21 protein-coding genes and 2 pseudogenes are annotated in these 26,142 nt (G+C 60.8%); 5 read left to right on the top strand and 18 right to left on the bottom strand.

Translation table 11 applies throughout. The features are described 5' to 3' along the window. Nucleotides 1-298: 298 nt before the first annotated feature. Nucleotides 299-1,279 (bottom strand): RHS repeat-associated core domain-containing protein, encoded by a 981-nt coding sequence (locus GYA95_RS20430; protein WP_080604834.1) that lies wholly within the window; start codon nt 1,277-1,279, stop codon nt 299-301. A gap of 262 nt (nt 1,280-1,541) precedes the next feature. Here GYA95_RS20430 and GYA95_RS20425 point away from each other — a divergent pair, with 262 nt between their 5' ends. Both GYA95_RS20425 and GYA95_RS20420 read left to right on the top strand, forming a co-directional pair. Next, entirely contained in the window at nt 1,542-2,132 is a 591-nt protein-coding gene (locus tag GYA95_RS20425) for an RHS repeat-associated core domain-containing protein (protein ID WP_080604833.1), read from the top strand. A gap of 569 nt (nt 2,133-2,701) precedes the next feature. Further along, nucleotides 2,702-2,827 (top strand): annotated as a pseudogene (locus GYA95_RS20420) (DUF3077 domain-containing protein); the annotation flags it as partial. Nucleotides 2,828-3,057: 230 nt separating this feature from the next. Here GYA95_RS20420 and fdhA read toward each other — a convergent pair. After that, nucleotides 3,058-4,257, bottom strand: coding sequence for a formaldehyde dehydrogenase, glutathione-independent (fdhA, locus tag GYA95_RS20415; protein ID WP_015268662.1), 1,200 nt, complete (start codon nt 4,255-4,257; stop codon nt 3,058-3,060). Between the two features lie 271 nt (nt 4,258-4,528). On the opposite strand from fdhA, the gene GYA95_RS20410 reads away from it, so the two are divergent. Continuing rightward, nucleotides 4,529-4,861 (top strand): hypothetical protein, encoded by a 333-nt coding sequence (locus GYA95_RS20410; RefSeq protein ID WP_015268661.1) that lies wholly within the window; start codon nt 4,529-4,531, stop codon nt 4,859-4,861. A 6-nt stretch (nt 4,862-4,867) separates the two neighbouring features. Here GYA95_RS20410 and purU read toward each other — a convergent pair whose 3' ends face one another. From purU to GYA95_RS20380, 6 genes are all read right to left on the bottom strand, one after another. Then, nucleotides 4,868-5,725 (bottom strand): formyltetrahydrofolate deformylase, encoded by an 858-nt coding sequence (gene purU, locus GYA95_RS20405; RefSeq protein WP_013970522.1) that lies wholly within the window; start codon nt 5,723-5,725, stop codon nt 4,868-4,870. 12 nt (nt 5,726-5,737) lie between these two features. Continuing rightward, nucleotides 5,738-6,370, bottom strand: coding sequence for a sarcosine oxidase subunit gamma (locus GYA95_RS20400; protein WP_015268660.1), 633 nt, complete (start codon nt 6,368-6,370; stop codon nt 5,738-5,740). A 179-nt stretch (nt 6,371-6,549) separates the two neighbouring features. After that, nucleotides 6,550-9,567 (bottom strand): sarcosine oxidase subunit alpha, encoded by a 3,018-nt coding sequence (locus GYA95_RS20395; protein ID WP_015268659.1) that lies wholly within the window; start codon nt 9,565-9,567, stop codon nt 6,550-6,552. Next, nucleotides 9,564-9,899: a sarcosine oxidase subunit delta gene (locus GYA95_RS20390; protein WP_015268658.1), complete on the bottom strand. Its 336-nt coding sequence runs from the start codon at nt 9,897-9,899 to the stop codon at nt 9,564-9,566. The genes GYA95_RS20395 and GYA95_RS20390 overlap by 4 nt, the downstream gene beginning before the upstream one ends. Before the next feature lie 14 nt (nt 9,900-9,913). Further along, nucleotides 9,914-11,164: a sarcosine oxidase subunit beta family protein gene (locus GYA95_RS20385; RefSeq protein ID WP_003255680.1), complete on the bottom strand. Its 1,251-nt coding sequence runs from the start codon at nt 11,162-11,164 to the stop codon at nt 9,914-9,916. A gap of 15 nt (nt 11,165-11,179) precedes the next feature. Further along, nucleotides 11,180-12,433 (bottom strand): serine hydroxymethyltransferase, encoded by a 1,254-nt coding sequence (locus tag GYA95_RS20380; protein ID WP_013970518.1) that lies wholly within the window; start codon nt 12,431-12,433, stop codon nt 11,180-11,182. Between the two features lie 338 nt (nt 12,434-12,771). On the opposite strand from GYA95_RS20380, the gene GYA95_RS20375 reads away from it, so the two are divergent. Next, nucleotides 12,772-13,812 (top strand): threonine aldolase family protein, encoded by a 1,041-nt coding sequence (locus tag GYA95_RS20375; RefSeq protein WP_015268657.1) that lies wholly within the window; start codon nt 12,772-12,774, stop codon nt 13,810-13,812. 303 nt (nt 13,813-14,115) lie between these two features. On the opposite strand, the gene GYA95_RS28385 is transcribed toward GYA95_RS20375, so the two are convergent. From GYA95_RS28385 to gbcB, 6 genes and pseudogenes are all read right to left on the bottom strand, one after another. Continuing rightward, on the bottom strand, nt 14,116-14,844 hold the full coding sequence (locus GYA95_RS28385) for a methyl-accepting chemotaxis protein (RefSeq protein WP_371867753.1): 729 nt from the start codon (nt 14,842-14,844) through the stop codon (nt 14,116-14,118). A gap of 135 nt (nt 14,845-14,979) precedes the next feature. After that, a pseudogene (locus GYA95_RS28380) lies at nt 14,980-16,008 on the bottom strand (HAMP domain-containing protein); the annotation flags it as partial. Between the two features lie 222 nt (nt 16,009-16,230). Next, entirely contained in the window at nt 16,231-16,533 is a 303-nt protein-coding gene (locus GYA95_RS20365; RefSeq protein WP_003257516.1) for a cell division protein ZapA, read from the bottom strand. Next, entirely contained in the window at nt 16,530-16,760 is a 231-nt protein-coding gene (locus tag GYA95_RS20360; RefSeq protein ID WP_003257514.1) for a hypothetical protein, read from the bottom strand. The genes GYA95_RS20365 and GYA95_RS20360 overlap by 4 nt, the downstream gene beginning before the upstream one ends. A gap of 342 nt (nt 16,761-17,102) precedes the next feature. Continuing rightward, nucleotides 17,103-17,810 carry an RHS repeat-associated core domain-containing protein gene (locus GYA95_RS20355; RefSeq protein WP_102059501.1) on the bottom strand — a complete coding sequence of 236 codons (708 nt, stop codon included), beginning with the start codon at nt 17,808-17,810 and terminating at the stop codon, nt 17,103-17,105. Nucleotides 17,811-17,928: 118 nt separating this feature from the next. Beyond that, nucleotides 17,929-19,029, bottom strand: a complete 1,101-nt coding sequence (gene gbcB, locus GYA95_RS20350) for a glycine-betaine demethylase subunit GbcB (protein ID WP_015268654.1) — start codon at nt 19,027-19,029, stop codon at nt 17,929-17,931. A 294-nt stretch (nt 19,030-19,323) separates the two neighbouring features. Between gbcB and gbcA the strand changes: the two genes are divergently transcribed. Next, nucleotides 19,324-20,616, top strand: coding sequence for a glycine-betaine demethylase subunit GbcA (gbcA, locus tag GYA95_RS20345; protein WP_015268653.1), 1,293 nt, complete (start codon nt 19,324-19,326; stop codon nt 20,614-20,616). A 33-nt stretch (nt 20,617-20,649) separates the two neighbouring features. Here gbcA and GYA95_RS20340 read toward each other — a convergent pair whose 3' ends face one another. The 4 genes from GYA95_RS20340 to dgcB all read right to left on the bottom strand — a co-directional run bounded on the left by GYA95_RS20340 (nt 20,650) and on the right by dgcB (nt 26,052). Further along, nucleotides 20,650-21,318, bottom strand: a complete 669-nt coding sequence (locus tag GYA95_RS20340; protein ID WP_232873974.1) for an RHS repeat-associated core domain-containing protein — start codon at nt 21,316-21,318, stop codon at nt 20,650-20,652. Between the two features lie 768 nt (nt 21,319-22,086). Then, nucleotides 22,087-22,857, bottom strand: a complete 771-nt coding sequence (etfB, locus tag GYA95_RS20335) for an electron transfer flavoprotein subunit beta (RefSeq protein ID WP_003257512.1) — start codon at nt 22,855-22,857, stop codon at nt 22,087-22,089. Between the two features lie 10 nt (nt 22,858-22,867). Beyond that, nucleotides 22,868-24,100: an electron transfer flavoprotein subunit alpha gene (etfA, locus tag GYA95_RS20330; RefSeq protein ID WP_015268651.1), complete on the bottom strand. Its 1,233-nt coding sequence runs from the start codon at nt 24,098-24,100 to the stop codon at nt 22,868-22,870. Beyond that, the gene (gene dgcB, locus GYA95_RS20325; RefSeq protein WP_013970509.1) at nt 24,100-26,052 is read right to left on the bottom strand and encodes a dimethylglycine demethylation protein DgcB; all 1,953 of its coding nucleotides are present in this window, start codon (nt 26,050-26,052) and stop codon (nt 24,100-24,102) included. The genes etfA and dgcB overlap by 1 nt, the downstream gene beginning before the upstream one ends. Between the last annotated feature and the right edge of the window lie 90 nt (nt 26,053-26,142).

Raw genomic sequence — 26,142 nt, 5'->3', positions numbered from 1 at the left:
CGACGTTACGTCGCGACGGGCACCGAGATATTTCAGGAATACAGCAATTATTTTGAGCGTATTGGAAGGAGAGCAGAAGAGATCCGCCAACAACTCGGGACTGATCAACTCCGATGGTTTCACTTTTAAAGCAGATATCCAGATACTCAAAGGAGTCGGCCCCTAATCACCCGCTACCTGATAAAACTGCCGGCCGCTGGTGATAGGGCCTGCACTACACGTCCAAAAATTTCAGACTGAAGGCTGAACCAAAGGCGCCGGCTTTGCCCACAGTGAAGGAAGAGATGACACCGCACAGTCAGATGTCCCCCATCCTTTGCCGGAGCGCCTGGATATCGCGCGCCATTTGCTCTTCCGTAGTTATAAAACTGCCAAAATCTGTGGGTTCGCCTGGACTTGAAACTCGCTTGAACGTAAGTACGTGGTGCGCCGCCCCAGGAATCCTCAGTTCATTTATACCTGTGCTCCGTACCACTCCCCGTGAGGATTCTTTCTTAACCACTGCAAAATCAACTGTACTTACCGCTAACACAGCACCTTTTTTCTTTAAACCTGCATAGTTGAGCGCATTCTCGTACGTATCGGTCACAAACAATGTGCCAGTTGGACTTTTAAAACCTTCCTTCAAAATTTTCTTTGCTGCGGCCTTACTTGTACCATGATAACCAATCCGGACGTCTTGGTCTGCCTGCTTTCCGCCAGGGCTTTTAGAGGACCAAAGAAGACTCCTAAAAAAGTTGAAAATCCGCCCATGACCTGTCGGATCGGTAAAGTTTACAGGGTCACCAATGCAGTACACGTACGAATTCGCTCCCCCTCTACCAAATGGGCTCAAGTTATCCGGACTGGTAAATCGCATCAGACTGGGACTATACGCACGATATCCATTACCTAATAAGTAACGAACTGCGACTTCATCAAATCGCTCACCACTGAACCCAAGCAAAGCATCCTTTAAATTTTCTAAGGATGCACAACCATAGGGCGCGTAGGCGACTCCAAATTTCGCTCCATATTTCGGCACACGCGAAACAGATAGTTTTTCATCATGATAAAGCAGTCCTATCTCGTATCGACCGTCATGAATTTCACGCTGGGCAAGCACGCCGTGCTCGAACCTATAAATCGATTGGCATTTATAGCTTTGAATTTTTGCATGTAGATTATCACCTTGATAGAAATACTGAGCGAAGGCCAGTTCCAACTTGGAATCATATTTCTCAGACATTCCTTGTTCAGGTACAGGTTTAATAGGCATAGATATCACCTCCAGCAGCATGATCACCTCTATCCATACACTCGCCCACTCAGGTTATGCCGTCTACTAGCAAAAATATCAGTTGATGGCGCTACTCACAGCGCAATCGGACATTTCCTCAGAGAAGGGCCGGAGAGCCATGTCGCTCCAAAAAAGCAACTGTCAAATTTGCCAGTAGCAGAATCGACATAGATTAAGTTAGTCTAATTTATACTTCCGCGACTCCGCCATCGTACCGCCAAGCGCCACGAGGCTAGCTCAATCAATTTGTTGGAGGACTATCATGGCACACCTCTTCTACCAAAGCGGTAATCTCATCACTTTAAAAATAGGCGATCATTACCGTTCGACTTTCCGGTCCACCAAACATATTTTCGCTGAATCCTCTAATGATAGCGCCCGAAAACTTGAACTGTTAGCGACAGATACGAAAAACTCAATAATGTACACCCATGACAGCGCAAAAAAAGAAGAGTATGCATATGCCGCTTTTGGGCATTCTAGAAACCTACCGTCCAAACGGACGTTGCAAGGATTCAATGGCGAATTCATAGATATACTATTAGGAGTCTATCACCTTGGATTGGGGTATAGAGCATACTCCCCGGATCTAATGCGTTTTCAATCACCTGATAGCCTCAGCCCCTTTGGAAAGGGTGGAACGAACTGTTACGCATACTGCGGCGGAGATCCAGTCAACTATACAGACCCGACAGGTCATGTACTCGTACATTTGGAAAATGGCCAGGTCATGAAGGTGAGCAAGAACGCTGCCGTAGCGTTTCATAGATTCAAGCCCTCCACGCTCAAGCGTACCACCTCGCATGCCAGTGCATTGCGTCCAAACGCCCCACGCTACTCTGCCACACCTTAACCCATTAATCACTTTGATAAAATAAGGGAGCCCGATATATTCGAGTCCATTATTAGCAATCTACTCCCCCAAGAGGCAGCCGCACTCTCAAAAACTTCTAGATCCATTAATAGCTATACCACCCCAATCATTCAAAGATACATAAAAGCAATAACCACAAGCGATCAAACAATGAGCGCTGCGAGGGCGGGAACACTCTCCGGCGTACCGGGTAATTTCAGCAGAAGCGCTGTAGCAAGGCTTGACCTATTAGAAGATATAAACAGCATAGAAGCTCTTGGTGGTGCAAGAATTTATTTGAGAGAGATCAGATATGGCCGACAGCAAGCTCGTCGAGACGCCCGGATAGAGCGACCTGGTAGCCTTGAGGACCTCATCTTCGATGCTGATTAAATTATGAGAGCGAACACTTCAAAGCCGCCCTCTACAAGCGGCTTTGAATGTTCAATACATTTCTCATATTTATTGTATTCGTCCGGCCAATAGATCTTCCTGCCGCAACCGCCGAAGGCCATGCTGTCCACCTAATTTAAGTGGACTTCGGTTGCACGGTCAGAAAGCCGTAGCGGTATGTGCGGGATATGACCATTGACGGACTGATGGACAACAAGCCGCAGTTGCTTTGGGCTTCACATTACCTGAGCGCGTTGGCCAAGGCGCTGATGGATGATGCCGAGCTGGGGATGATGCGCTGAGCCTTGTATAGCTTGGCCGGTTAGCGCGGTCAGCTGTAGGAGCGGCCTTGTGTCGCGAAAGGGCTGCGCAGCAGCCCCGGCAATTTGTGCATTTGCGCCAAAACCCTGGGGCTGCTTGGCAGCCCTTTCGCGACACAAGGCCGCTCCTACAGGGCAGTGCAGGCTTGAGATCAGTGCAACAGCCACAAAAAAGCCCCTCGATTCGAGGGGCTCTCGTTAATCGGCGCTGATTACGCCGCCCCCCACATCTTGTGCGGGTCAATAACGAACTTCTTCGGCACACCCGCATCGAACTCGCCATAACCTTCCGGCGCCTGGTCGAGGTTGATCACCTGCACACCCACCACTTCGGCAATGTTGATACGGTCCCACATGATCGCCTGCATCAGCTGGCGGTTGTACTTCATGGTCGGGGTCTGGCCGGTGTGGAAGCTGTGCGACTTGGCCCAGCCCAGGCCGAAGCGAATGCTCAGCGCGCCGATCTTGGCGGCAGCATCCACCGCACCCGGGTCTTCGGTCACGTACAGGCCCGGGATACCGATGTTGCCGGCAACGCGGGTAACCTGCATCAGCGAGTTCAGCACGGTAGCTGGCGCTTCATGCTTGGCACCTTCGTGGCCATGGCCGCGGGCCTCGAAGCCAACGGCGTCGATGGCGCAGTCCACTTCAGGCTCGCCGAGGATATCGACGATCTGCTCGTGCAGCGGGGTGTCCTTGGACAGGTCGACCACTTCGAAACCCTGGGACTTGGCGTGAGCCAGGCGGGCTGGGTTGAGGTCGCCAACGATGACGCAAGCAGCGCCCAGCAGACGTGCCGAGGCAGCGGCAGCCAAACCGACCGGGCCGGCACCGGCAACGTAGACGGTGCTGCCTGGGCCAACGCCGGCAGTCACGGCACCGTGGTAACCAGTAGGCAGGATGTCAGACAGGCAGGTCAGGTCACGGATCTTTTCCATGGCCTTGTCGCGCTCGGGCAGTTTCAGCAGGTTGAAGTCGGCGTACGGCACCAGCACGTACTCGGCCTGGCCGCCGGTCCAGTCGCCCATGTCGACGTAACCATAGGCACCGCCAGCGCGGGCAGGGTTGACGGTGAGGCAGACACCGGTGTGCATTTCCTTGCAGGAGCGGCAGCGGCCACAGGCGACGTTGAATGGCACCGAGACCAGGTCGCCAATCTGCATGCGCTCGACGTCACGGCCCTTCTCGACGATCTCGCCGGTGATTTCGTGGCCCAGGACCAGGCCGACCTGGGCAGTGGTGCGACCGCGGACCATGTGCTGGTCGGAGCCGCAGATGTTGGTGGAGACCACCTTCAGGATCACGCCGTGCTCGATCTTCTTGCCGCGTGGGTCCTGCATTTTCGGGTAGTCGATCTTCTGCACCTCGACCTTGCCGGCGCCGAGATATACCACTCCACGATTGCCAGACATGCTCTTACCTCGCTTGATTTATATTTATGCAGCGGTGGTTGAACGCGCCGCCATCCGTGGGCGGCATGTGTTACTGGAATGCAGGGAATTGTGGGCCTGATGGGGACGGATGCGCTGACTGGAAACGACAGGCAAATACCTCTGAACGGCAATCGGCCAGGTGGTGGTCGCGCGCATGCCCGGGGCGATGAATATCTACCGCAATACGTTGGCGACCGAGTGATTCGATAGGGATGCAGTAACCCATCGTCTATCAAACTGGAGAACCACCATGACGGATACTGAACGCCCCGAGGACGCCTTCTGGCCATACTGGGTCGAGGCTGCCAGGCAGCAGGGCTTCGACCCAGACATCGAAGCAGCATTGTTCGGCAAACAGCGGTACTTTCTGGACGCCGACAAGATCTTCTATTACGCGGCTTATGGTCCAGGCTACGACTTCGACGAAGAAGCCGAAGGCATGGATCTTCACGAGTTCAAAGCAGGCTGGGTGGACCGCGACGGCGATCCAATCCCAGGTAACAAACTGGGTGCGGACATGCGCCAGAGGTTCCTTACAGCCATCCGCGAAACCCTGAAAGCCCATGCCCGCGATAAAAGCTAGACGCGGTCAGAGCACCACAGTCCTGTTCGCATTGAGGAACACTCGTCGCTCGATGTGATACCCCACCGCTCGCGCCAGGGTCAGGCACTCGATGTCGCGCCCTTTGGCAATCAGGTCTTCGGGGTAATGACTGTGGTCGACCACCTCCACACCCTGGGCGATGATCGGGCCTTCGTCCAGGTCGTTGTTGATGTAGTGCGCGGTAGCGCCAACCATCTTCACGCCCTTGTTGTACGCCTGGTGATAAGGCTTGGCGCCTTTGAACCCTGGCAGCAACGAGTGGTGAATGTTGATCGCCCAACCATCCAGGCGCCGGCACAGCTCCGGTGACAGCACCTGCATGTAGCGCGCAAGAATCACCAGTTCGGCGCCGGTTTCCTCGATCACCTGAAGTACCTTGCGCTCTTGCCCGGGCTTGTCCTTGGGGTCGAGGGCAAAGTGGTAGTAAGGAATCTTGTGCCAGTGTGCCAGGGGTTCGAGATCAGGGTGGTTGGATACCACCGCGACCACGTCCATGGCCAGCTGACCGATACGCTGGCGATACAGCAGGTCGTTAAGGCAGTGGTCGGCCTTGGACACCATGATCACCACCTTGGGGCGATGGTTAGGTGCGGTCAGCTCGAAGGTCATGCCGAACGCCTCGCTGCGCTCGGCAAGGCCGGCCCGGAAGCCGGCTTCATCGAAATCATCCGGCTGGCGGAACTCCACGCGAATGAAGAAACGCCCCGACAGCCGGTCATCGAAGGAGTGGTGCTCCGTCACGTAGCAGCGCTGCTCGAAGAGGTAACGCGTCACCACGTCGACGGTGCCGAGCATGCTCGGGCAGTCGGCGGTGAGAATCCAGGTATCCGGTGCCCGACTCATGTTCTGTTCTCCTTAAGCCTCGATGCTCAGGCCGTACTCGGCCGAAGCGTCCTGCAGCCACAGCCACCAGTAGTCGGCGAAGCTGCGGCGAATCACCAGCTCCCAGGTATCTTCGGCGGTGCGGCGGATCACCAGTTGCGACTTGGCGAAGACAGTGCCGACTGCCTTGCCCACCGGGAAGTTGTTCGGATGAACATCATAGCTGGTGGACTTCATCAGCACTTCGCGCACGTTCGGGCCGCGCAGTTCCAGCAGGCTCTGCCCACCGCTGACATTGACCACCTGGATGTGCTGGCCTTCGAGGGCCGCGCGCAGCTTCTGCTCGACGGCAAACTCCTGGCCCCCCGGGACGATCAGCAGCCACTCGTCCGGCCCCATCCATTGCAGCGACATTTCGTTGTTGGCGACCACGGTCAGTGCCACTGGCAGCTCCAGGCCCAGGGCCTTGTGCACGCCGGCGGCAAATTCCGGGTCGTGGCCGTCGCCACGGAGGGTCAGGTGGCCGAGGAACTTGCGTTCACGCAGGGTCACGCCTGCGTTCTTGCGGCCTTTGCCAACCAGGCTGGCCAGGTCGGCGTGGTGCAGTGGCGACTGGGCCTTGGCCTCGGCGCCGGGGTTTTGCTGGAAGACGTTGATAGCGCTCATTTCTTACCTGCCTTGAATTCTTGTTCGTCGATGCGACGCAGCTTGTGTGTTGGGGCTACCGGCCTCATCGCCGGCAAGCCAGCTCCCACAGGGAGCTCGCCAACCTTCAAAGCTGCATCGATCCTGTGGGAGCTGGCTTGCCGGCGATTGGGCCTGGCCTGCCCCCACAGGGCCCGGAGTCAAACGTTCTGCCGCTCACCCTTCGGATCGAAGAACACCGAAGACACGATCTCCGCCTCGATCACGCTGCCATCCGCCTGCGGCGAGTAGACGCGCTCGCCCATGCGCTTGAGGCCGCCTTTGACCACACCCATGGCGAACGAATAGCCCAGGGAGTTGGACGCATAGCTGGAGGTGACGTGGCCAACCATGTCCATCGGGATCGGCTGTTTCGGGTCGAACACCAGCTGGGCGCCTTCCGGCAGCCACTTGGTCGGGTCGACCGGCTTCAGGCCCACCAGCTGCTTGCGGTTTTCGCGCACGCAGTCTTCGCGGTTCATGCCACGCAGGCCGATCCACGAATACGGCTTGTTGCGGCCCACGCACCAGCTCATGTTCAGGTCATCCGGGGTCATTGAGCCGTCAGTGTCCTGGCCAACGATGATGAAGCCCTTCTCGGCACGCAGTACGTGCATGGTCTCGGTGCCGTACGGGGTCAGGTTGTACTTCTTGCCTGCCTCGATGATCTGTTCCAGCACGCCCATGGCGTAGTTGGCCTGTACGTTGACTTCGTACGACAGCTCGCCGGTGAACGAGATACGGAACACCCGGGCCGGTACGCCGCCGACGTTGCCTTCTTTCCAGGTCATGAACGGGAAGGCTTCCTTGTCCATGTCGATGTCGGTCAGCTCGCTGAGCAGCTTGCGGCTGTTCGGGCCGGACAGGGTCATGGTGGCCCAGTGGTCGGTGACCGAGGTGAAGTACACCTTCAGTTCCGGCCATTCGGTCTGGTGGTACAGCTCCATCCACTGCAGCACGCGGGCGGCGCCACCAGTGGTGGTGGTCATGATGAAGTGGTTGTCGCCGACGCAGGCGGTTACGCCGTCGTCGAAGACCATGCCGTCTTCCTTGCACATCAGGCCATAGCGGGCCTTGCCCACGTCGAGCTTGGTCCAGGCGTTGGTGTAGATGCGGTTGAGGAACTCACGCGCGTCCGGGCCCTGGATGTCGATCTTGCCCAGGGTCGAGGCGTCCAGCAGGCCCACGCTGTCGCGCACGGCCTTGCATTCACGGGCCACGGCGGCGTGGATGTCTTCACCGGCTTTCGGGAAGTACCATGGGCGCTTCCACTGGCCGACATCTTCGAACTCGGCGCCGTTCTTCACGTGCCAGGCATGCAGGGCGGTGAAGCGTACGGGCTCGAACAGGTGACCACAGTGACGGCCCGCTACCGCGCCGAAGGTAACCGGCGTGTAGTTGGGACGGAACATGGTGGTGCCCATTTCCGGGATGGTGATGCCGATCGAACGGGCGGCAATGGCCAGGCCGTTGATGTTGCCCAGTTTGCCCTGGTCGGTACCGAAGCCCAGCGCGGTGTAGCGTTTCACGTGCTCGACCGACTCGAAGCCTTCGCGGGTGGCCAGTTCGATGGCGGCTGCGGTGACGTCGTTCTGCTGGTCAACGAACTGCTTGGGTGCACGGGCAGTGCCTTTGTCGTGCGGCACCTGGAACAGCGCCACAGTGGCCTCTTCCTTGCGTGCAACGGTTTTCGGCAGGCTGCCAACGGTGGCCTTGAAGCCCGCTTCGGTGGCTGCGCGAACGCCGCCCTCGAAGCCATCGGCGATCACGTCGCCCAGGGCGTAGACGCCGTTGATGCCACCCACGCATTCGCGTTTCTGCGGAGCATCGCCCGGCACGAAGCCGAGGATGTCTTCACGCCATACCGGGCGACCGCCCAGGTGCGAAGCCAGGTGCACGATCGGGCTGTAACCGCCGGAGGTGGCGATCAGGTCGCACTCGAGAGTTTCGCCAGGGCTGGTGACCTTGTGTGCCTGCACATCGATGGCGGCCACACGGGCGCCGGTGACGTGCTTGCTGCCCTTGGCCTCGATCACGGCGCTGGAGGTGAGGATGCGGATGCCTTTGGCACGTGCTTCTTCAACCAGCGAGCCACGCGGGTTGTGGCGGGCGTCGGCAATGGCGACCACTTGCAGGCCGGCGTCGTGCCAGTCCAGCGCGGCGCGGTAGGCGTGGTCGTTGTTGGTCGACAGCACCAGCTTGCGGCCCGGGGCCACGCCGTAACGGCGTACGTAGGTGGAAACGGCACCAGCCAGCATGTTGCCCGGCACGTCGTTGTTGCCGTACACCAGCGGGCGCTCGTGGGCGCCGGCAGCCAGCACCACGCGCTTGGCACGCACGCGGTGCACGCGGTGGCGAACCTGACCGATCGGGGCGCGGTCGCCGAGGTGGTCGGTGAGGCGCTCGTGGATGGTCAGGAAGTTATGGTCGTGGTAGCCGTTGACCGTGGCACGTGGCAGCAGGGTCACTTCCGGCAGGCTTTCCAGCTCCTTGACCACGGCGTTGACCCAATCGGTAGCAGGCTTGCCGTCGAGGGTTTCGCGGGTGTCGAGCAGGCTGCCGCCGAACTCTTCCTGCTCGTCAGCCAGGATCACGCGGGCACCGCTGCGGGCAGCGGCCAGTGCGGCGGCCAGGCCAGCAGGGCCGGCGCCGACGATCAGCACGTCGCAGTGCTGGTTCATGTAGTCGTAGCTGTCCGGGTCGTTCTGCAGCGGCGCACGGCCAAGGCCGGCGGCTTTGCGGATGTACTTCTCGTAAGTCATCCAGAACGATTTCGGGTACATGAAGGTTTTGTAGTAGAAGCCCGGCGGCATCATGCTGCCGCCCACCTTGCCCAGGATGCCCATGACGTCGTTGTTGACGTTCGGCCAGCCGTTGGTGCTGGTAGCTACAAGACCTGCGTACAGCGCCTGCTGGGTGGCACGCACGTTGGGGATCTGGGTGGCTTCGCTGGAGCCGATCTGCAGGATGGCGTTCGGCTCTTCGGTACCAGCGGCGATGATGCCGCGTGGGCGCGAATACTTGAAGCTGCGGCCGACGATGTCGACGCCGTTGGCCAGCAATGCGGCGGCCAGGCTGTCACCGGCATAACCTTGATAGGTCTTGCCGTTGAAAGTGAAGTTCAGGACCTTGCTGCGGTCGATACGGCCGCCGCTGGCGAGGCGATAGGTCTGGCTCATACTTTTTCCCCTTGGCCTTTGACGGTCGACGCGGCGCCGCTCTGCTTGCCGCTGGCGGTCACTTGCGGCTTCTCGCCAATCTTGTAGGTTTCCAGAATCTCGTAGGTCACGGTGTCGCGGGTGACGTTGAAATACTGGCGGCAGCCGGCAACGTGGTCCCACAGTTCGTGGTGAATACCGCGTGGGTTGTCACGGTAGAACATGTAGGTACCCCACTCCTCGTCGGAGCAGGCGTTAGGATCCAGCGGGCGGGCGATGTGCGCCTGGCCAGAGGCGTGGAACTCTTCTTCGGAGCGCAGCTCGCCGCAGTGGGGACAGAAAATATGCAACATGACGGTGTCTCCGGTTAGTGGGCGACGGCGGCGGCGCCGTGTTCGTCGATCAGTGCGCCGTTGTAGAAACGGTCCATGGAGAACGGCGCGGCCAGTGGGTGCATTTCGCCCTTGGCCAGGCTCGCGGCGAAGACGTTGCCCGAACCCGGGGTCGCCTTGAAGCCGCCAGTACCCCAACCGCAGTTGAAGAACATGTTCTTGACCGGGGTCTTGGTGATGATCGGGCAAGCGTCCGGCGAGGTATCGACGATGCCGCCCCACTGGCGGTTCATGCGCACGCGCGAGAGGTTGGGGAACATCTCGACGATGGCCTGCAGGGTATGCTCGATCACCGGGTACGAACCGCGCTGGCCGTAGCCGACCCAGCCGTCGATACCGGCACCGATCACCAGGTCGCCCTTGTCGGACTGGCTGATGTAGCCGTGCACGGCGTTGGACATGATCACGCTGTCGATGATCGGCTTGATCGGCTCGGATACCAGTGCTTGCAGCGGGTGCGATTCCAGCGGCAGGCGGAAGCCGGCCAGCTTGGCCATGTGCCCGGAGTTACCGGCGGTGACCACGCCGACGCGCTTGGCGCCGATGAAGCCTTTGTTGGTTTCCACACCGATGACCGCGCCGTTTTCCTTGCGGAAGCCGATCACTTCGGTCTGCTGGATCAGGTCCACGCCCAGGGCGTCGGCGGCACGGGCGAAGCCCCAGGCCACGGCGTCGTGACGGGCCACGCCGCCACGGCGCTGCACGGTGGCACCAAGGATCGGGTAGCGGGTGTTCTTCGAGCAATCCAGGTACGGGATCTCGGCCGCGACCTGGGCGGTGTTGAGCAGCTCGCCATCCACGCCGTTCAGGCGGTTGGCGCTGACCCGGCGCTCGGAGTCACGCATGTCCTGCAGGGTGTGGCACAGGTTGTACACACCGCGCTGGGAGAACATCACGTTGTAGTTGAGGTCCTGGGACAGGCCCTCCCACAGCTTCATGGCGTGCTCATACAGGTGCGCCGACTCGTCCCACAGGTAGTTGGAACGCACGATGGTGGTGTTACGGGCGGTGTTGCCGCCGCCCAGGTAACCCTTCTCGATCACGGCAACGTTGGTGATGCCGTGTTCTTTGGCCAGGTAGTAGGCCGTGGCCAGGCCATGGCCGCCACCGCCGACGATAACCACGTCGTAGACCTTTTTAGGGGTTGGCGTGCGCCACATGCGCTGCCAGTTCTCGTGGTGGCTGAGGGAGTGCTTGAAAAGGCCGAAGCCCGAGTAACGTTGCATGGTGTGTGACTCCACTCAGCGGTAAACAGGGAAATCTGCGCAAAGGGCCGCGACGTTCTTCGCCACATCGGCTTCGACGTCTGCGTCACCGAGGTTGTCGAGGATGTCGCAGATCCAGCCGGCCAGGGCCACGCACTGAGCGACCTTGAAGCCGCGGGTGGTAACGGCCGGGGTACCGATGCGCAGGCCCGAGGTGACGAATGGCGACTGCGGGTCATTCGGCACGGCGTTCTTGTTGACGGTGATGTGCGCGCGGCCCAGGGCGGCGTCGGCATCTTTGCCGGTGAGGCCCTGGCGGATCAGGCTGACCAGGAACAGGTGGTTGTCGGTGCCGCCGGAAACCACGTCGTAGCCGCGGTCGATGAACACCTGGGCCATGGCCTGGGCGTTTTCGATCACTTGTTGCTGGTAGGCCTTGAATTCAGGCTCCAGCGCTTCCTTGAAGCAAACGGCCTTGGCGGCGATCACGTGCATCAGCGGGCCGCCCTGGGCGCCAGGGAACACCGCGGCGTTCAGCTTCTTCTCGATCTCTTCGTTCGACTTGGCAAGGATCAGGCCGCCACGTGGGCCGCGCAGGGTCTTGTGAGTAGTGGTGGTAACCACATCGGCGAACGGGATCGGGTTCGGGTACAGGCCAGCGGCAACCAGGCCGGCTACGTGGGCCATGTCGACGAACAGCAGCGCACCGACCTTGTCGGCGATGGCGCGGAAGCGTGGGAAGTCGAGGGTCTTGGAGTAGGCCGAGAAGCCGGCAACGATCATTTTTGGCTTGTGCTCGACAGCCAGGCGCTCGACTTCGTCGTAGTCGATCAGGCCGGTGTTGGTGTCGATGCCGTATTGCACAGCGTTGTACAGTTTGCCCGAAGACGACACCTTGGCACCGTGGGTCAGGTGGCCGCCGTGGGCCAGGCTCATGCCGAGGATGGTGTCACCAGCCTGCAGCAGGGCCAGGTAGACCGCAGCGTTGGCCGAGGAGCCGGAGTGCGGCTGGACGTTGGCGTAGTCGGCACCGAACAGCTGCTTGGCGCGCTCGATGGCCAGGGCCTCTACCTTGTCCACGTGCTCGCAGCCGCCGTAGTAGCGCTTGCCCGGGTAGCCTTCGGCGTACTTGTTGGTCAGGCCGCTGCCTTGGGCCTGCATCACGCGCTTGGAGGTGTAGTTTTCCGAGGCGATCAGCTCGATATGGTCTTCCTGGCGCTGTTCTTCGGCATTCATCGCCGCCAGCAGTGCATCGTCGTAACCCTGAATCTGGTCTTGCTTGCTGAACATCGTGTATCTCCCGGCAGCGATCGTTTTTTGTCGTGGGGCACTGTGGCCCTTTGTGGCGATGTTATGACTGGCCGGGGCGGGTCAGATGCCTGCGCACGCCTTGCAATGGCGCGTTTACGACATTCGTTTTGCACTGGCCTCTCTGGCCTCATCGCCGGCAAGCCGGCTCCCACAGGAATGACATTGCTCTCAAGCCCTGTGGAGTACCTGTGGGAGCCAGCTTGCCGGCGATAGGCCCAGTACAGGCACCGCTGAAATCAGCCGATGCACCGCTTGTATAGGCAACTGCTGAATCGATGGTTTAGAGTGCTGTTCTGCGTCGTTCACAGGACAGTGTCATGACAGATAAGAGCCAACAATTCGCCAGCGACAACTATTCCGGCATCTGCCCCGAAGCCTGGGCAGCGATGGAAAAGGCCAACCATGGCCACGACCGCGCCTACGGCGACGACCAGTGGACCGAACGCGCCGCGGAATACTTCCGCAAGCTGTTCGAAACCGACTGCGAGGTGTTCTTCGCCTTCAACGGCACCGCCGCCAACTCCCTGGCCCTGGCCTCGCTGTGCCAGAGCTACCACAGCGTGATCTGCTCCGAGACCGCCCACGTCGAAACCGACGAGTGCGGTGCGCCAGAGTTCTTCTCCAACGGCTCCAAGCTGCTGACCGCGCCCAGCGTCAACGGCAAGCTGACACCACAGTCGATCCGCGAAGTGGCGCTGAAGCGTCAGGACATCCACTACCCCAAGCCACGGGTGGTGACCATTACCCAGGCCACCGAGGTGGGCACCGTCTATCGCCCCGACGAGCTGAAGGCGATCAGCGCCACCTGCAAGGAGCTGGGGCTGAACCTGCACATGGACGGCGCACGCTTCAGCAATGCCTGCTCGTTCCTGGGCTGCAGCCCGGCAGAGCTGACCTGGAAGGCCGGTGTCGATGTACTGTGCTTTGGCGGCACCAAGAACGGCATGGCGGTGGGCGAGGCGATCCTGTTCTTCAACCGCCAACTGGCCGAGGACTTCGACTACCGCTGCAAGCAGGCCGGGCAACTGGCATCGAAGATGCGCTTCCTGTCGGCGCCTTGGGTGGGCCTGCTGGAAGATGGCGCCTGGCTTCGCCATGGCACGCATGCCAACCATTGCGCGCAGTTGCTCGCCTCGCTGGTGAGTGACTTGCCGGGGGTGGAGCTGATGTTCCCGGTCGAGGCCAACGGGGTGTTTCTGCAGATGCCAGAGCACGCGATCGACGCACTGCGCGCCAAGGGGTGGCGGTTCTATACCTTCATTGGTAGCGGCGGGGCGCGGTTCATGTGCTCGTGGGATACCGAGCAAGAGCGGGTGCGCGAGCTGGCGGCGGATATCCGCAGCATCATCGGCGCCTGACAGCCCGCATTCGCGGGCATGCCCGCTCTCATAGAGCAACACATGACTCATTGGTTCGGCGAGGCCCTGTAGGAGCAGCCTTGTGCTGCGAAGAGGCCGGGGCTGACAAAGCCTGTCTATTGGCTGTACCGGCCTCTTCGCAGCACAAGGCTGCTCCTACAAAGGACGCGTCAGACGAGCGATATTGGTTCTCTGCGCGACAGCGCAGCCCAAAGGGTTGGGCAATCTCCCACAGGAACATCGCAGCCGTCGAGAGCTGTGCAGTACCTGTGGGAGCGGGCAAGCCCGCGAAGAAGCCCTGATCTAAAGCCTGAACCCACCCATCTGCCGCGCCAGGTCATCCGCCAAGCCACGCAGCGCCTGGCACTCTTCACGACAGCCCTGCACCTCCGCCGCGGTCTCCCGCGCCAGGTCGGAAATCCCCTGCACCGTACGATTGATCTCCTCGGTCACCGCCGACTGCTCTTCGGTCGCAGTAGCTACCTGATGGTTCATGTCGCTGATGTGCTCGACCTGGTCAGTGATCGCCCCCAATGACGCTCCGGTGCGCTGGCTCGACTCCACCCCGCTACCCGTCGCCTGCTGCCCAGCCTGCATCGAACTCACAGCCGAACCCGCGCCCTGCTTCAAGCGCTGGATCATCTGCTGCACTTCGTCGGTGGACAGCTGCGTGCGCCGGGCCAAGGTACGCACCTCATCGGCCACCACGGCAAACCCACGGCCCATCTCCCCTGCCCTGGCCGCCTCGATGGCGGCATTCAGCGCCAGCAGGTTGGTTTGCTCGGAAATACTACGGATAACCGCAAGAACTTCGTCGATCGAAGCTACTTCCTCGGCCAGCTGGCTGACTGCATCGGCCGCCTTGCCGATATCACCCGACATCCCCTCGATACCACGGATCGAGCGTTGCACCACTTCACGCGCCTGCAGGGCTTCGTCCCTCGCCGACTGCGAGGCCTGGGCCGCATCACCGGCATTGCGGGCAATGTCCTGCACGGTCAAACCCATTTCGTGCACGGCGGTAGCGACCATTTCGGTCATTTCCTGCTGGCGCCCGGAACGCTCGGCGGTGTTGTCCACCACCTGTGTCACCTGCTCGACCGCCAGGTGCAGCCGCTCGGAAGTGTGCAATACCTCGCCGATCAACCGGCGCTGGCTGTCGAGGAAGCGGTTGAAACCACGCGCCAGGTCGCCCAGTTCGTCCTGGCGTGAATCGTCCAGCCGGTGGCTGAGGTCACCCGCGCCGCTGCCAATCTGCACCAGCGCCGCTGTCACGCGGCGGATCGGCCGCACCAGGCCACGCGCCAGCAGCACCACCAGCAGCAGCGACACCAGGGCCACGGCACCACCGATCAGGCTGGTCAGCCATACCGCCTGGTGCATTGGCGCGTAGATTTCCTCCTCGGGCACCTCGGCCACCAGGGTCCAGTTGAGGTCGCGAAGGGGCAGTCCGAGCGCCAGGTAGCTTTCGCCGTCACGGCTGAAGCGGCTGCTGCGCAGGCCTTCGCCGCCAGTCATCAGCACCTTGGCGGCATCCGCGCCGAGCTGTTCGGTGAGCTGGCGTTTGCCGCTGAAGGCAGCGTCCGGATGAACCTGGATCAGGCCATCGTTACGCACCAGGAACACCTTCCCGTGCTCGCCAAATTTGAAGTCATGGATCAGCTTCGACAGTTCGGTCATGCGCAGGCCCATACCGGCCACACCGACCAGTTGGCCATTCTTTTCCACACGATAGTCGATGAACAGCGCGAGCTCGCCGGTGGCACCGTCGATGTCGATGTTGATCAGGCGTTCGGCACCGCTGTCGATGTAGCCGTAGAACCATTTGTCCTTGGGGTTGCCGCGGCTGAGGGTACGGTCCATGCCATTCTCGTTGTAGTAGTGGCCGGTTTCGGTCGAAACGAACAAAGTGGTGAAGGCCCGGTTGCGCTGCTTGGCGGCGGTCAGGTATTCGATGAATGAAGCGGCATGGGCGGGGTCTTCACCGGCGGCAAGCCAGTCGCGCAGCAGGGTGTTGCCGGCAATATCTGCCGCCGCCACCAGCGGCTGGCCGAGCATGCGCTCGATGTCGTTGCGGATGGCCTCGATGCTGGCGGGCAGCGCGGTATCGACCAGGTAGCGTTCGGTGAGACGGTTTAGCGCCACCGTGAAAATGATGACCACCACCAGGATGCTCGCCAGCAGGGCTGCGCCCATGCTGGAGATCAACTGCCACTGGATGCTTTTACGCCAGATACGCATGCCCTACTCCCCGCATAATTATTGTTTGCGGAAAGTGTATACACTTGCGTATGCAGTTAATCTAGTGACCTGAAGCAATCAGATACCCTGTGGGAGCGGGTTTACCCGCGAATGCGATGCTGAATGCACTGACGCATTCGCGGGTGAATCCGCTCCCACAGAGGTCGATGCAAGGCCTTATTGTTCGGCTATGGTCCGCACGATGGCGTCCACCGTGGCATCGATCTGCGCCTGGGTACGCTCCAGCGTCTTGCGGTGCTCATCCTGCAGCTCGATCTGCCGCGAACACAGGTTCAGCGCGGCCAGCACCAGCAGCTTGTCGCCGATCAGGGTCGGGTACTGACGCTTGGTCTGGGCCAGGGCGGTGTTGAGCATCTGCACCGCCTGGGCCAGGGTCGCTTCCTGGCCTTCAGGCGCCTTGATCGAATAGTCGTTGCCGAGGATCGACACGACATTGATCGGCTGCGCTCGCAGTGTCATGCGCCTACGACGCCGGCGTTGGCGCGCTCGAGCAGGGCCTGCAGGCGTGCGGCGGTGCTGCCGTTCTTCTCTTCCTGCTCCATCAGCGACAGCTGCAGGGTTTCGTTCTCTTCCTTGGCCTGGGCCAGTTCCTGACCGAGGGCGGCGTTCTGCTCGGTGAGTTGAGCGTTCTTCTGCATCAGGTCGCTGACCAGTTGCTCGATTTGATTCAGGGAAGCTTCCAGCATGGGTCTATCTCAGGTTGTTGCGAGGGGCGCACACGATAAAGAAAAGTGCGGCCCATCGCCATTAAATATCGGATTCACAAAGTGTCTAACCCGCAGATTGACAGGGTAGCCGGCCCCTTGTTCCGACCTGGATCAACCGCCGGTCAGGAAAAGGACTGACGAAAGCGCCCGTGGCCAGCAGCAGAACAACGAAATCGAACAGGCGGCCAGCACCCTCATCGAGATGATCAGCGCTGTGGAAGAAGTGGCGCGGAAAGTGGACGCAACCTGGCAAACATCAATGAGCTGTCGGTGCAGAGTGCTACCGGGGCGCAACAGACCCGTGCGGTGATTGCAGAATTGTCACGCCTTGCCTTGGACTTTAATGGGTTGGCGAGATGCAGCCCTGATCTGTTCAGCAAGCTCCAAGGGGCTTGGAGACTCGCTGGCGGTGGTAGGGCCAACGAAGGGCGAAAATTCAGCCCCAGCCAAATCCATCATGAGAGGCCCAAAACTATTCTCAACCTCTTTCTGCAGCGCCCTGCCGACTGAAAATCCTTTTAACCCGGCCTTCACAATACTCCCAGCAGTCGCCAACTCTTTACCACCAGGTACTCCGTAAAAAGCCAGGCTGCCTCCGATACCGGCCGTCCATTTAGCCGCTTCAGCCAACACCTTCAATCCAGCTGGACGAGCCCAAGCTGCTTTAATCCGCGAGCCTAGCCATATCGCGCTTTTGAGAAACGAGAGAATGCTGAATGCTCCGCTCGGATCTTGCCTGTTAACCGGATCTCCCAAGCAATAGGCATAAGCATTGATACCCCCCTTGGAAAATGGGCTCAGCTGGTCTGCAGACAAGAATCGCCTTGATGCGGAGCTATATGCTCTTCTGCCATTGCCGAGCAGATAAAAGCCTGTGAGGTTATCTCGGCGCTCGCCATTAAATGCGAGTACCCAAGCAGCATTGCCCGGATGTGCACCATAGGGGTCATATGCGCCGTGTGTTCTGCAGTGGCTGCGGTAAAACACTGAACCGCTCATATCCACAACTAGCAAATGGCAACGGTTCATGCTCAATACTCAAAGAGGACTGAGGCAATTCTATTTGGTACCTCGGGTAATCTGGAACTGTCGGAAATACCAGTTGTGAAACAGAACAGGGCCGCTTTGCGGCCCTGGGAACACCGGATCAGTAATCGATCCGCACATCCCCTTTCGGCACACTGCAGCACGACAGGATGTAGCCCTCGGCTTCGTCCTCTTCGGTAATGCCGCCGTTGTGCTCCATCTCCACTTCGCCGCCCAGCTTGAGCACCTTGCAGGTGCCGCAAATGCCCATACCGCAGGCTTTCGGGATCATCAGGCCAACCTTGGCCGCCGCCGCGTGCACGGTCTCGCCCGGGGCGATGCGGATGCTCTTCTCGCTGCCGATGAACTCCACCAGGTTGAGGTCGGCCGCATCCAGTTCCGGCGCGTCGGCAGCCTGCTCGGCATGCTCCACCGCATCGGCTTTGGCCTCAGGCGGCGTCGCACCGAACGATTCCTCGTGATAGTTCTTCATGTCGAAGCCGACCGCTTCGAGCATGCGCTTGACCGCAGTCATGTATGGCGTCGGGCCGCAGCAGAACACCACACGGTCCATGTAGTCCGGCGCGATCAGCTCCATCAGGCGCTGGTTGAGGTAACCGCGATAACCCGCCCACGGCTCACCCAGGCCATGCTTTTCACAAATGATGTGCAGGCTGAAATTGGGGATGCGCGAGGCCATCTGCTCCAGTTCACGATGGTAGATGATGTCCTTCGGCGAACGGGCGCTGTGCACGAACACCATGTCGACATTGCCGTTGGTGTCGTAGAACCAGCGCGCCATCGACATGACCGGGGTGATCCCGACACCGCCCGAGAGGTACAGCACCTTTTGCGCCGGGAAATCGATGGCGTTGAACAGCCCCACCGGGCCATGCACCGGCAGCTCGGCGCCTTCGTGCATGGTGTCGTGAAGGAAGTTGGACACCAGGCCGCCCGGTACGCGCTTGACCGTGATCGAGAAGCTGTAGGGCACCGACGGCGAACTGGAGATGGTGTAGGAACGCATCACCGGCTTGCCTTCGATCTCCAGCTCCAGGGTGACGAACTGCCCCGGCTTGAAGAAGAACATGATCGGTTGATCGGCCATGAAGCAGAACGTGCGCACGTCCCAGGTCTCCTGGATGACCTTGACGCAGCGCACGATGTGGCGGCCGTTGGCCCAGGTCTGGGTAGTGACCGGATTGAGGAAGGTATCGGACATGTTCATCTCCAGCAGCCGACTATTGGCCGTTTTATGGCTTGGATAATGCGCAAGCTGAAGACGACGTACATTCCTGCCAGCGACATCGGCGTGCTTATCGCGACCAGCCCCGCACTGCAAGGGCTGGCGCGTCGTAATTCAAATCGGCCATGTCGCCCATGGATACGGTTCATGACGCCTTCGGACGCACACTCCACGGCAAAACAACTAGCTGTTTCTGATGAGCAGCCTTGCGGCACCACAACAACGATTAGCCACCTTTTGCCGGCCGCACACGGCCCCGAGGAATACACGATGGACGTCACCGCAACCCTGAGCCTGGGCGATCCACTGGAACCTGCACGCAAGGCCACCGCCGAGATGCTGCAGACCCGCGAGCGCACCTACTCGCTGCCCCAGCCTTTCTACACCGACGAGCGTCTGTTCCAGATCGACATGCAGGAGATCTTCCACAAGGAGTGGCTGATCGCGGGGCTGGTAAGCGAGATTCCGACAAAGGGCAACTTCCTGACCCTGCAGATCGGCAAGAACCCGATCATCGTGATCCGTGGTGCCGAGGGTAAGGTGCATGCCTTCCATAACGTCTGCCGCCACCGCGGCTCGCGTCTGTGCACCAGCGAAAAAGGCAAGGTGGCCAAGCTGGTCTGCCCTTACCACCAGTGGACCTACGAGCTGGACGGCCGCTTGCTGTTCGCCGGCACTGAAATGGGCGCCGACTTCGACATGAACCAGTATGGCCTGAAGCCGGTGAACGTGAAGGTCGCTGGCGGCTACATCTTCATCAGCCTGGCGGAAAACCCGCCCGCCATCGACGAGTTCCTGGCCACCCTGGACCACTACATGGAACCGTACGATATGGAAAACACCAAGGTGGCGGTACAAACCACCTTGATGGAAAAGGCCAACTGGAAACTGGTGCTGGAAAACAACCGCGAGTGCTACCACTGCAATGGGTCGCACCCTGAACTGCTGAAAACCCTGCTGGAGTGGGACGACACCAACGACCCTCGCGCCGACCAGGCCTTCAAGGACCACGTAGCCGCCTCCGCCGCTGCCTGGGAAGCCGAGAAGATCCCGTACCTGCACAAGAGCCATGGCCTGCGTAACCGTATCGTGCGCATGCCGCTGCTCAAGGGGACCGTGTCGATGACCATGGATGGCAAGCAGGCATGCAAGAAGCTGATGGGCCGCATCAAGAACCCCGACCTGGGCTCGATGCGCATCCTGCACCTGCCACACTCCTGGAACCACTGCATGGGCGACCACATGATCGTGTTCACCGTGTGGCCGATCAGCGCCCAGGAAACCATGGTCACCACCAAGTGGCTGGTGCACAAGGATGCCGTGGAAGGCGTGGACTACGACCCTGAGCAGATGCGCAAGGTCTGGGACGCAACCAACGATCAGGACCGTCGTTTGGCTGAAGAGAACCAGCGTGGGATCAACTCCACTGCTTATCAGCCTGGGCCTTACTCGAAGACCTACGAGTTTGGCGTGGTCAACTTCATTGACTGGTATAGCCAGCGCTTGCTGAACAATCTGGGCGCGGAACCTGCGCCTTACCTGAAAGAAGTGCAGGCGCAGTAACTGCCCGGGATAAGCGGATAGCGACAGATGTCGCTATCCGTATTTCTGGGATGGGGTCATGCCTCTGATCTCGGCCGCTGAAGTGTTCACATCATCTGCGGTAGGCGGAGATTCTCGCCGCCTCACAGCGACAGGCGTATCCGGTTTCCATGGCTTCTCCTGAGCCAGCCCCCATGCCTCATAGCCCGTCGTTGCGAGCGACACAACGGTCAGCGTAGCCAAGGCCCATGTCTGCCAGTTGTTTTCAGGATCGGCCGTTCTCACAACACCAATGGTCAACCCCGCAACGCCAGCGACCGCACTCACGCTGGACAAAGCCCAATCCTGTCGTGTTGGCGGCATAATCGACGGTGAAAGGCTTTCCACGGCAATTCTTCGACTAGCACCCACCTGCTTGACGAAAGCTCTGAATCGTAGCCCGCTGATAAACAGACCTAGCACGTTGGTAAGGATACTCAGCACTGGCAGTACATAATCCTCTGCCTTCTGCCCTGTGGGATCGCGGTGGTTGACCGGGTCACCAAGGCAGTACAAATAAGCATTGAGCCCGCCCTCGCCGAACGGGCTTTGCGTGTCGGGTGACTGGAAACGCATGAGCGAGGGTGTGTAGGTACGATGGCCATTTCCTAGTGGGTAATTCCCAGTCACTGGGTCCCGATACTCTCCACAAAATGCCAGCCCTGGTGCGCAGGCGGCGCTCATGACTCCATAAGGCGCATAAGCACGGGGGCCGCCGGGATACGTACCCAGTACAGAGTGCTGCCGATCGGCATTTAGCAGGTATGTCGCCATGAGTTATTCACAAATACGAAGACCTGTGGATACGGTAATGGTCGGTTTAACATTTGCGTACTGGCAAAAATGTCAGGTAGGACCTTGATCATTATTTGACCATATCAGCCAAGGTCGCGTATTAACTGGGCTACAGCGGAGTTCATACATCTTGTCCACAGAAACACCAACAGACTTTGTGGGCAACCAATGAGCTTTTTGCTATCGCCCTGTTGATAAGTGACCCAAGGGCTTGATTTTCAGGCATCGCGTAGCATCCGGGCGGGATTGTTCAATTTTTGAACAGATCTGCCAAAGCCTTTGACTACGCCGCTTACAGGTGATGCCGAACAGATTATCCACAGACCGGCTAACAGCGATTGTGGGCAAAATCAGCAGGGTGCTGCCGTGCTTTGCATGCGAAGGCAGGGATAATACTGATCGTTTTTTGATCAAAAGCTTGGAGGTCACGTCATACAAGGGCTGCGGCCATGCGCCAACACTTTATCCACACCTTGGCGAACAGATTCGGTGGGCAAAAGCGACCGATCGAGGCTGTGTATGGAATGTAGGAGCGGCCTTGTGTAGCGATGGGCCGCAGCGCGGCCCCAGGATCTCGACTACGAATCAAGATAACCGGGGCTGCTGCGCAGCCCATCGCGACACAAGGCCGCTCCTACACCGGGACCGCGTGAGGCTCTAGCGCAGCACGCCTTCTTCCACCAGCAGCTTGAGGATGGCCTCGGCGCCTTCCTGTGGAGAAACGTCCTTCAATACCTTGCCACCGCCACCACTGGCCTTGGCCGTCGCCGCCTTCATCCGGTCGGCACCGCTCTTGGCCTTGATCACCTTAAGCCGCTTGGGCCGTGGGCGGGCTGGCTGCAGTTCGGCTTCGGCCAGCAGTTCGTCCTCGACGATAGCCACGTTGCGTGCCGCCAACACACCCCGACGCGCCGGCCCGAAAGCGCTCTGGCGCGGCTTGGGCGCAGCGTTATCCACAGTCGCCAGCAACGGCAGACGCACCTTCAGCCGACGCCGCTGACCGCGCGGCAGCGCCTGCAATACCTGGGCGGTGCCGTTGTCGATCGACTCCACTTCAGCCAACCCCACAATCAGCGGCCAGCCGAGCTTTTCGGCCAGCAGGAACGGCAACATGCCCGACCCTTCGCCGGTCTCGGCCTGGCTACCAGTCAGCACCAGCTGTGCCCCGGCATCGCGCAGGTAATCCCCGAGCACGCCCAGCACGTCGGCACCAGCCGGCTGCTCCAGCACATCCAGATGGTCCAGGCCCATCCCCAGGTAGGCGCGCAGCGCCTCTTCCCGTGGGTCGCCGGCATGCACCACCTGCAAGTTATCCCCAGCCAGCTGCAAACCCAGCTCCACGGCGCGCGCATCCTGCTCGGCGCGGCGAGCGCGGCCGGAGCTGGGGTGGGCACCGATGGAAACCAGGCTGATCACTTTCGTACTCATGCTCGTGCCCTTATGCCGCGTCGCGCTGGCCGCCGCTGCGGTAGTTGTCCACAGCCTCGATCAGTGCCTGGAGAATCGCCGAACTGTCGCCAATTACCGACAGGTCGGCCCGTTTGATCATGTCGCAGCCCGGGTCCATGTTGATCGCCACCACCTTGTCGCAGGCGCCGATGCCCTGCAGGTGCTGGATCGCGCCCGAGATACCCACAGCCACGTAGACCCGCGCGGTAACCCAGGTACCGGTGGCACCCACCTGGCGGTTGCGCGGCATGAAGCCATCGTCCACCGCCACCCGCGAGGCGCCTTCGGTGGCGCCGAGGGCCGCGGTGGCCTTGTGATACAGGTCCCAGTCCTTGACCCCGTTGCCGCCCGAGACGATGAACTCGGCTTCGGCCATGGCAATGGTGGCCGGGTCCACGGCCACCGAGCCGAGGTCTTCGATGCGCGACAGGCTGCGCGCCACGCTTGTGGACAACTCCACCGGCAGCGCTTCGTGACGGGTTTCGCTGACTGGCTCGGCGCACTCGGCCGCCGCCAGGATCAAGCGTGGTACGGCGCGCTGCAGGTCTTGGTGGCCGGCACCGGCACGGCCGATGCACTGGCCGTCCTTGACCTGCCATACCCGCGTCGCCGGGCGCTCGCCCAGTGCCGCGCCCAGGCGCCGGCCCAGTTCGCCGCCACCGGTGCGGCTGTCGGGCAGCAGCCAGTGGCGCGGGGTGAACTGGTTATCCACAGCCCGCAAGCCTTGTACCAGTTGCTCCGGTGCATAACCTTCGAAAGCCTCGCCTTCGATGACCAGCAGGCGGTCTACCCCGGCTGTGGAAAAGTTGCTTTCCTTGTGCTCGCCAAACACCACTGCCAGCACCGCACCGTCGCTGCCGGCCAGACTGTGGGCCAGGCCGAGCAGGTCGCGGTCGTGGCTGCTCAGGCGGCCGCCGACCATGTCTGGCACCACGGCGATGTAGAACGCCGGCGCCGGCACCTGGTGCAGCGGCAGCTTGACCTCGGCCGCCGCCGTGCGTCGCCCGCCCACGGCGGTGCCCTGCTGGGCGCCGCTGCGGTCGATGCGCTTGATGCCGGCCGGGCCGATGAAGCCTGCGGCAATCGCATGGGGGTTCTTGCGGATGAGGCCGTTGGGCCCCATCCAGCTGGTCTGCTGCGTCTGCATCGCTGCATGCAGCGGGTGCAGACGGTTACGGGCGATCCACTCGGCGCGTGGGTCGCGGCGGATAATGTCGCTCATCAGTGCACCTCCGCAGGTTCACGTTTGGCCGTTTGCGGCTTTGGGGCAGAGGGCGCGTCCTCTTCGATCAGCACGTCGGCCACCAGTTCGGCCAGGTCCTTGATCTGCGGGCGCGGTTCGACCACACCTTCGAGCATGGCGGTGCACTGTGGGCAACCCACAGCTACCAGCTCGGCCTCGGTCTCGCGGATGTCGTCCATGCGCATGTCCGGGATACGCTGCTTGCCAGGGATGTCGGTGATCGGCGCACCGCCGCCACCGCCGCAGCAACGGGAACGGAAGCCCGAGCGCTGCATCTCGCGCACTTCGATACCCAGGGCCTTGAGCACGGCACGCGGAGCTTCGTACTCACCGTTGTAACGACCCAGGTAGCACGGGTCGTGGTAAGTGACGCTGCCACCCTTGTGCTGGCCGAGGTTGAGCTTGTTGGCCGCGATCAGTTCGGCGATGTAGGTGCTGTGGTGCTGCACCTGATAGTCGCCGCCCAGGGCGCCGTACTCGTTTTTCAGCACATGGAAGCTGTGTGGGTCGCAGGTGACGATGCGCTGGAACTTGTACTTGGCCAGGGTCTGGATATTGCGTTTGGCCAATTGCTGGAAGGTCGCTTCATCGCCCAGACGGCGCGCCACGTCGCCGCTGTCGCGCTCTTCCAGGCCGAGCACGGCAAAGTCCACGCCCGACGCCTTGAGCACTTTGACGAACGAGCGCAGGGTGCGCTGGTTGCGCATGTCGAAGGCGCCGTCACCGACCCAGAACAGCACCTCGGTGGTTTTCACCTCCGACAGCAGTTGCAGGTTGAGGTCGGCGGCCCAGTTCATGCGCCCGCCAGGTGCGAAGCCGCCCGGGTTGTCGGTAGCGATCAGGTTGTCCAGCACTTCGGCGCCCTTGTTCGGGGTGGCGCCTTTTTCCAGGGTGAGGTGACGGCGCATGTCGACGATGGCATCGACGTGCTCGATCATCATCGGGCATTCCTCAACGCAGGCACGGCAGGTGGTACACGACCACAGCGTTTCGGCGTCGACCAGGCCATTGACGATCGGCTGGTGCGGGTGGCCGCCATGCTCACCGATCGGTTTGCCCGGGTATGGGCTGCCGGCAAACTGCGCGTCAGTACCACCGGCCAGGCCGATGACCATGTCCTGGATGAGCTTTTTCGGGTTCAGCGGCTGGCCGGCGGCAAAGGCCGGGCACATGGCTTCGCATTTACCGCACTGCACGCAGGCGTCGAAGCCCAGCAGCTGGTTCCAGGTGAAGTCCACCGGCTTTTCCACGCCCAGTGGCGCGTTCGGGTCTTCCAGGTCCAGCGGCTTGAGGCCGGTGGAACGGCCGCCGCCAAAGCGTTCGGCGCGGCGGTGCCAGGCCAAGTGCAGGGCACCGGCGAAGGCGTGTTTCATCGGGCCGCCCCAGGTCATGCCGAAGAACAACTCCGACACGCCCCACAGCACGCCCAGCCCGAGAATGCCCACCATCACCCAGCCACCGGTGTTGGCCGGCAGGATGCCGGCAACCGGCAAGGTGGCGATGAAGAAGCTCACGGCAAACGCCAGCAAGCTCTTCGGCAGGCGCATCCACGGGCCCTTGGACAGGCGCGAAGGCGGGTTGAGGCGGCGCTTGAAGACGAAGATGGCGCCGCTGAACATGATCACGGTAGCCACCAGCAACGCGTAGCCGAGAATCTTGCTCTGTAGGCCGAAGCCGTGCACCAGGATCGCCAGCACGGCCGACAGCACGAAGCCGCCAGCGGTGGCCACGTGGGTCTTGGACATGTACTTGTCGCGCTCGACCACATGGTGCAGGTCCACCAGGTAACGGCGCGGCATGGCCAGCAGGCCGCCGATCAGGTTGACCTTGGACGGCCGGCCACGCCGCCACATGCGCACCCGGCGCAGGGCGCCGAGCACTGCCAGGCCAAGGGCAGCGAACAGCAGAATAGGTAGAAGGGTGTTCAACATGGGAGGCTCCCACAACAGCTGGATTCTTGCGCCACTCTGAAGATGGGATTGGCCCCTTGTGGGAGCGGGTTTACCCGCGAATGCGTCAGA

Origin of the sequence: Pseudomonas asiatica (assembly GCF_009932335.1) — a bacterium.
GTDB classification, from domain to species: domain Bacteria; phylum Pseudomonadota; class Gammaproteobacteria; order Pseudomonadales; family Pseudomonadaceae; genus Aquipseudomonas; species Aquipseudomonas asiatica.
Note: the sequence above shows the minus strand (reverse complement) of the source record. Positions and strands in the feature narration are given on the sequence as shown.

Coding starts and splice junctions, on each gene's coding strand:
- GYA95_RS20430 (WP_080604834.1), bottom strand. CDS start 1,279: ATGCTGCTGGAGGTGATATCTATGCCTATTAAACCTGTACCTGAACAA.
- GYA95_RS20425 (WP_080604833.1), top strand. CDS start 1,542: ATGGCACACCTCTTCTACCAAAGCGGTAATCTCATCACTTTAAAAATA.
- fdhA (WP_015268662.1), bottom strand. CDS start 4,257: ATGTCTGGCAATCGTGGAGTGGTATATCTCGGCGCCGGCAAGGTCGAG.
- GYA95_RS20410 (WP_015268661.1), top strand. CDS start 4,529: ATGACGGATACTGAACGCCCCGAGGACGCCTTCTGGCCATACTGGGTC.
- purU (WP_013970522.1), bottom strand. CDS start 5,725: ATGAGTCGGGCACCGGATACCTGGATTCTCACCGCCGACTGCCCGAGC.
- GYA95_RS20400 (WP_015268660.1), bottom strand. CDS start 6,370: ATGAGCGCTATCAACGTCTTCCAGCAAAACCCCGGCGCCGAGGCCAAG.
- GYA95_RS20395 (WP_015268659.1), bottom strand. CDS start 9,567: ATGAGCCAGACCTATCGCCTCGCCAGCGGCGGCCGTATCGACCGCAGC.
- GYA95_RS20390 (WP_015268658.1), bottom strand. CDS start 9,899: ATGTTGCATATTTTCTGTCCCCACTGCGGCGAGCTGCGCTCCGAAGAA.
- GYA95_RS20385 (WP_003255680.1), bottom strand. CDS start 11,164: ATGCAACGTTACTCGGGCTTCGGCCTTTTCAAGCACTCCCTCAGCCAC.
- GYA95_RS20380 (WP_013970518.1), bottom strand. CDS start 12,433: ATGTTCAGCAAGCAAGACCAGATTCAGGGTTACGACGATGCACTGCTG.
- GYA95_RS20375 (WP_015268657.1), top strand. CDS start 12,772: ATGACAGATAAGAGCCAACAATTCGCCAGCGACAACTATTCCGGCATC.
- GYA95_RS28385 (WP_371867753.1), bottom strand. CDS start 14,844: ATGGTCGCTACCGCCGTGCACGAAATGGGTTTGACCGTGCAGGACATT.
- GYA95_RS20365 (WP_003257516.1), bottom strand. CDS start 16,533: ATGACACTGCGAGCGCAGCCGATCAATGTCGTGTCGATCCTCGGCAAC.
- GYA95_RS20360 (WP_003257514.1), bottom strand. CDS start 16,760: ATGCTGGAAGCTTCCCTGAATCAAATCGAGCAACTGGTCAGCGACCTG.
- GYA95_RS20355 (WP_102059501.1), bottom strand. CDS start 17,810: ATGAACCGTTGCCATTTGCTAGTTGTGGATATGAGCGGTTCAGTGTTT.
- gbcB (WP_015268654.1), bottom strand. CDS start 19,029: ATGTCCGATACCTTCCTCAATCCGGTCACTACCCAGACCTGGGCCAAC.
- gbcA (WP_015268653.1), top strand. CDS start 19,324: ATGGACGTCACCGCAACCCTGAGCCTGGGCGATCCACTGGAACCTGCA.
- GYA95_RS20340 (WP_232873974.1), bottom strand. CDS start 21,318: ATGAGCGCCGCCTGCGCACCAGGGCTGGCATTTTGTGGAGAGTATCGG.
- etfB (WP_003257512.1), bottom strand. CDS start 22,857: ATGAGTACGAAAGTGATCAGCCTGGTTTCCATCGGTGCCCACCCCAGC.
- etfA (WP_015268651.1), bottom strand. CDS start 24,100: ATGAGCGACATTATCCGCCGCGACCCACGCGCCGAGTGGATCGCCCGT.
- dgcB (WP_013970509.1), bottom strand. CDS start 26,052: ATGTTGAACACCCTTCTACCTATTCTGCTGTTCGCTGCCCTTGGCCTG.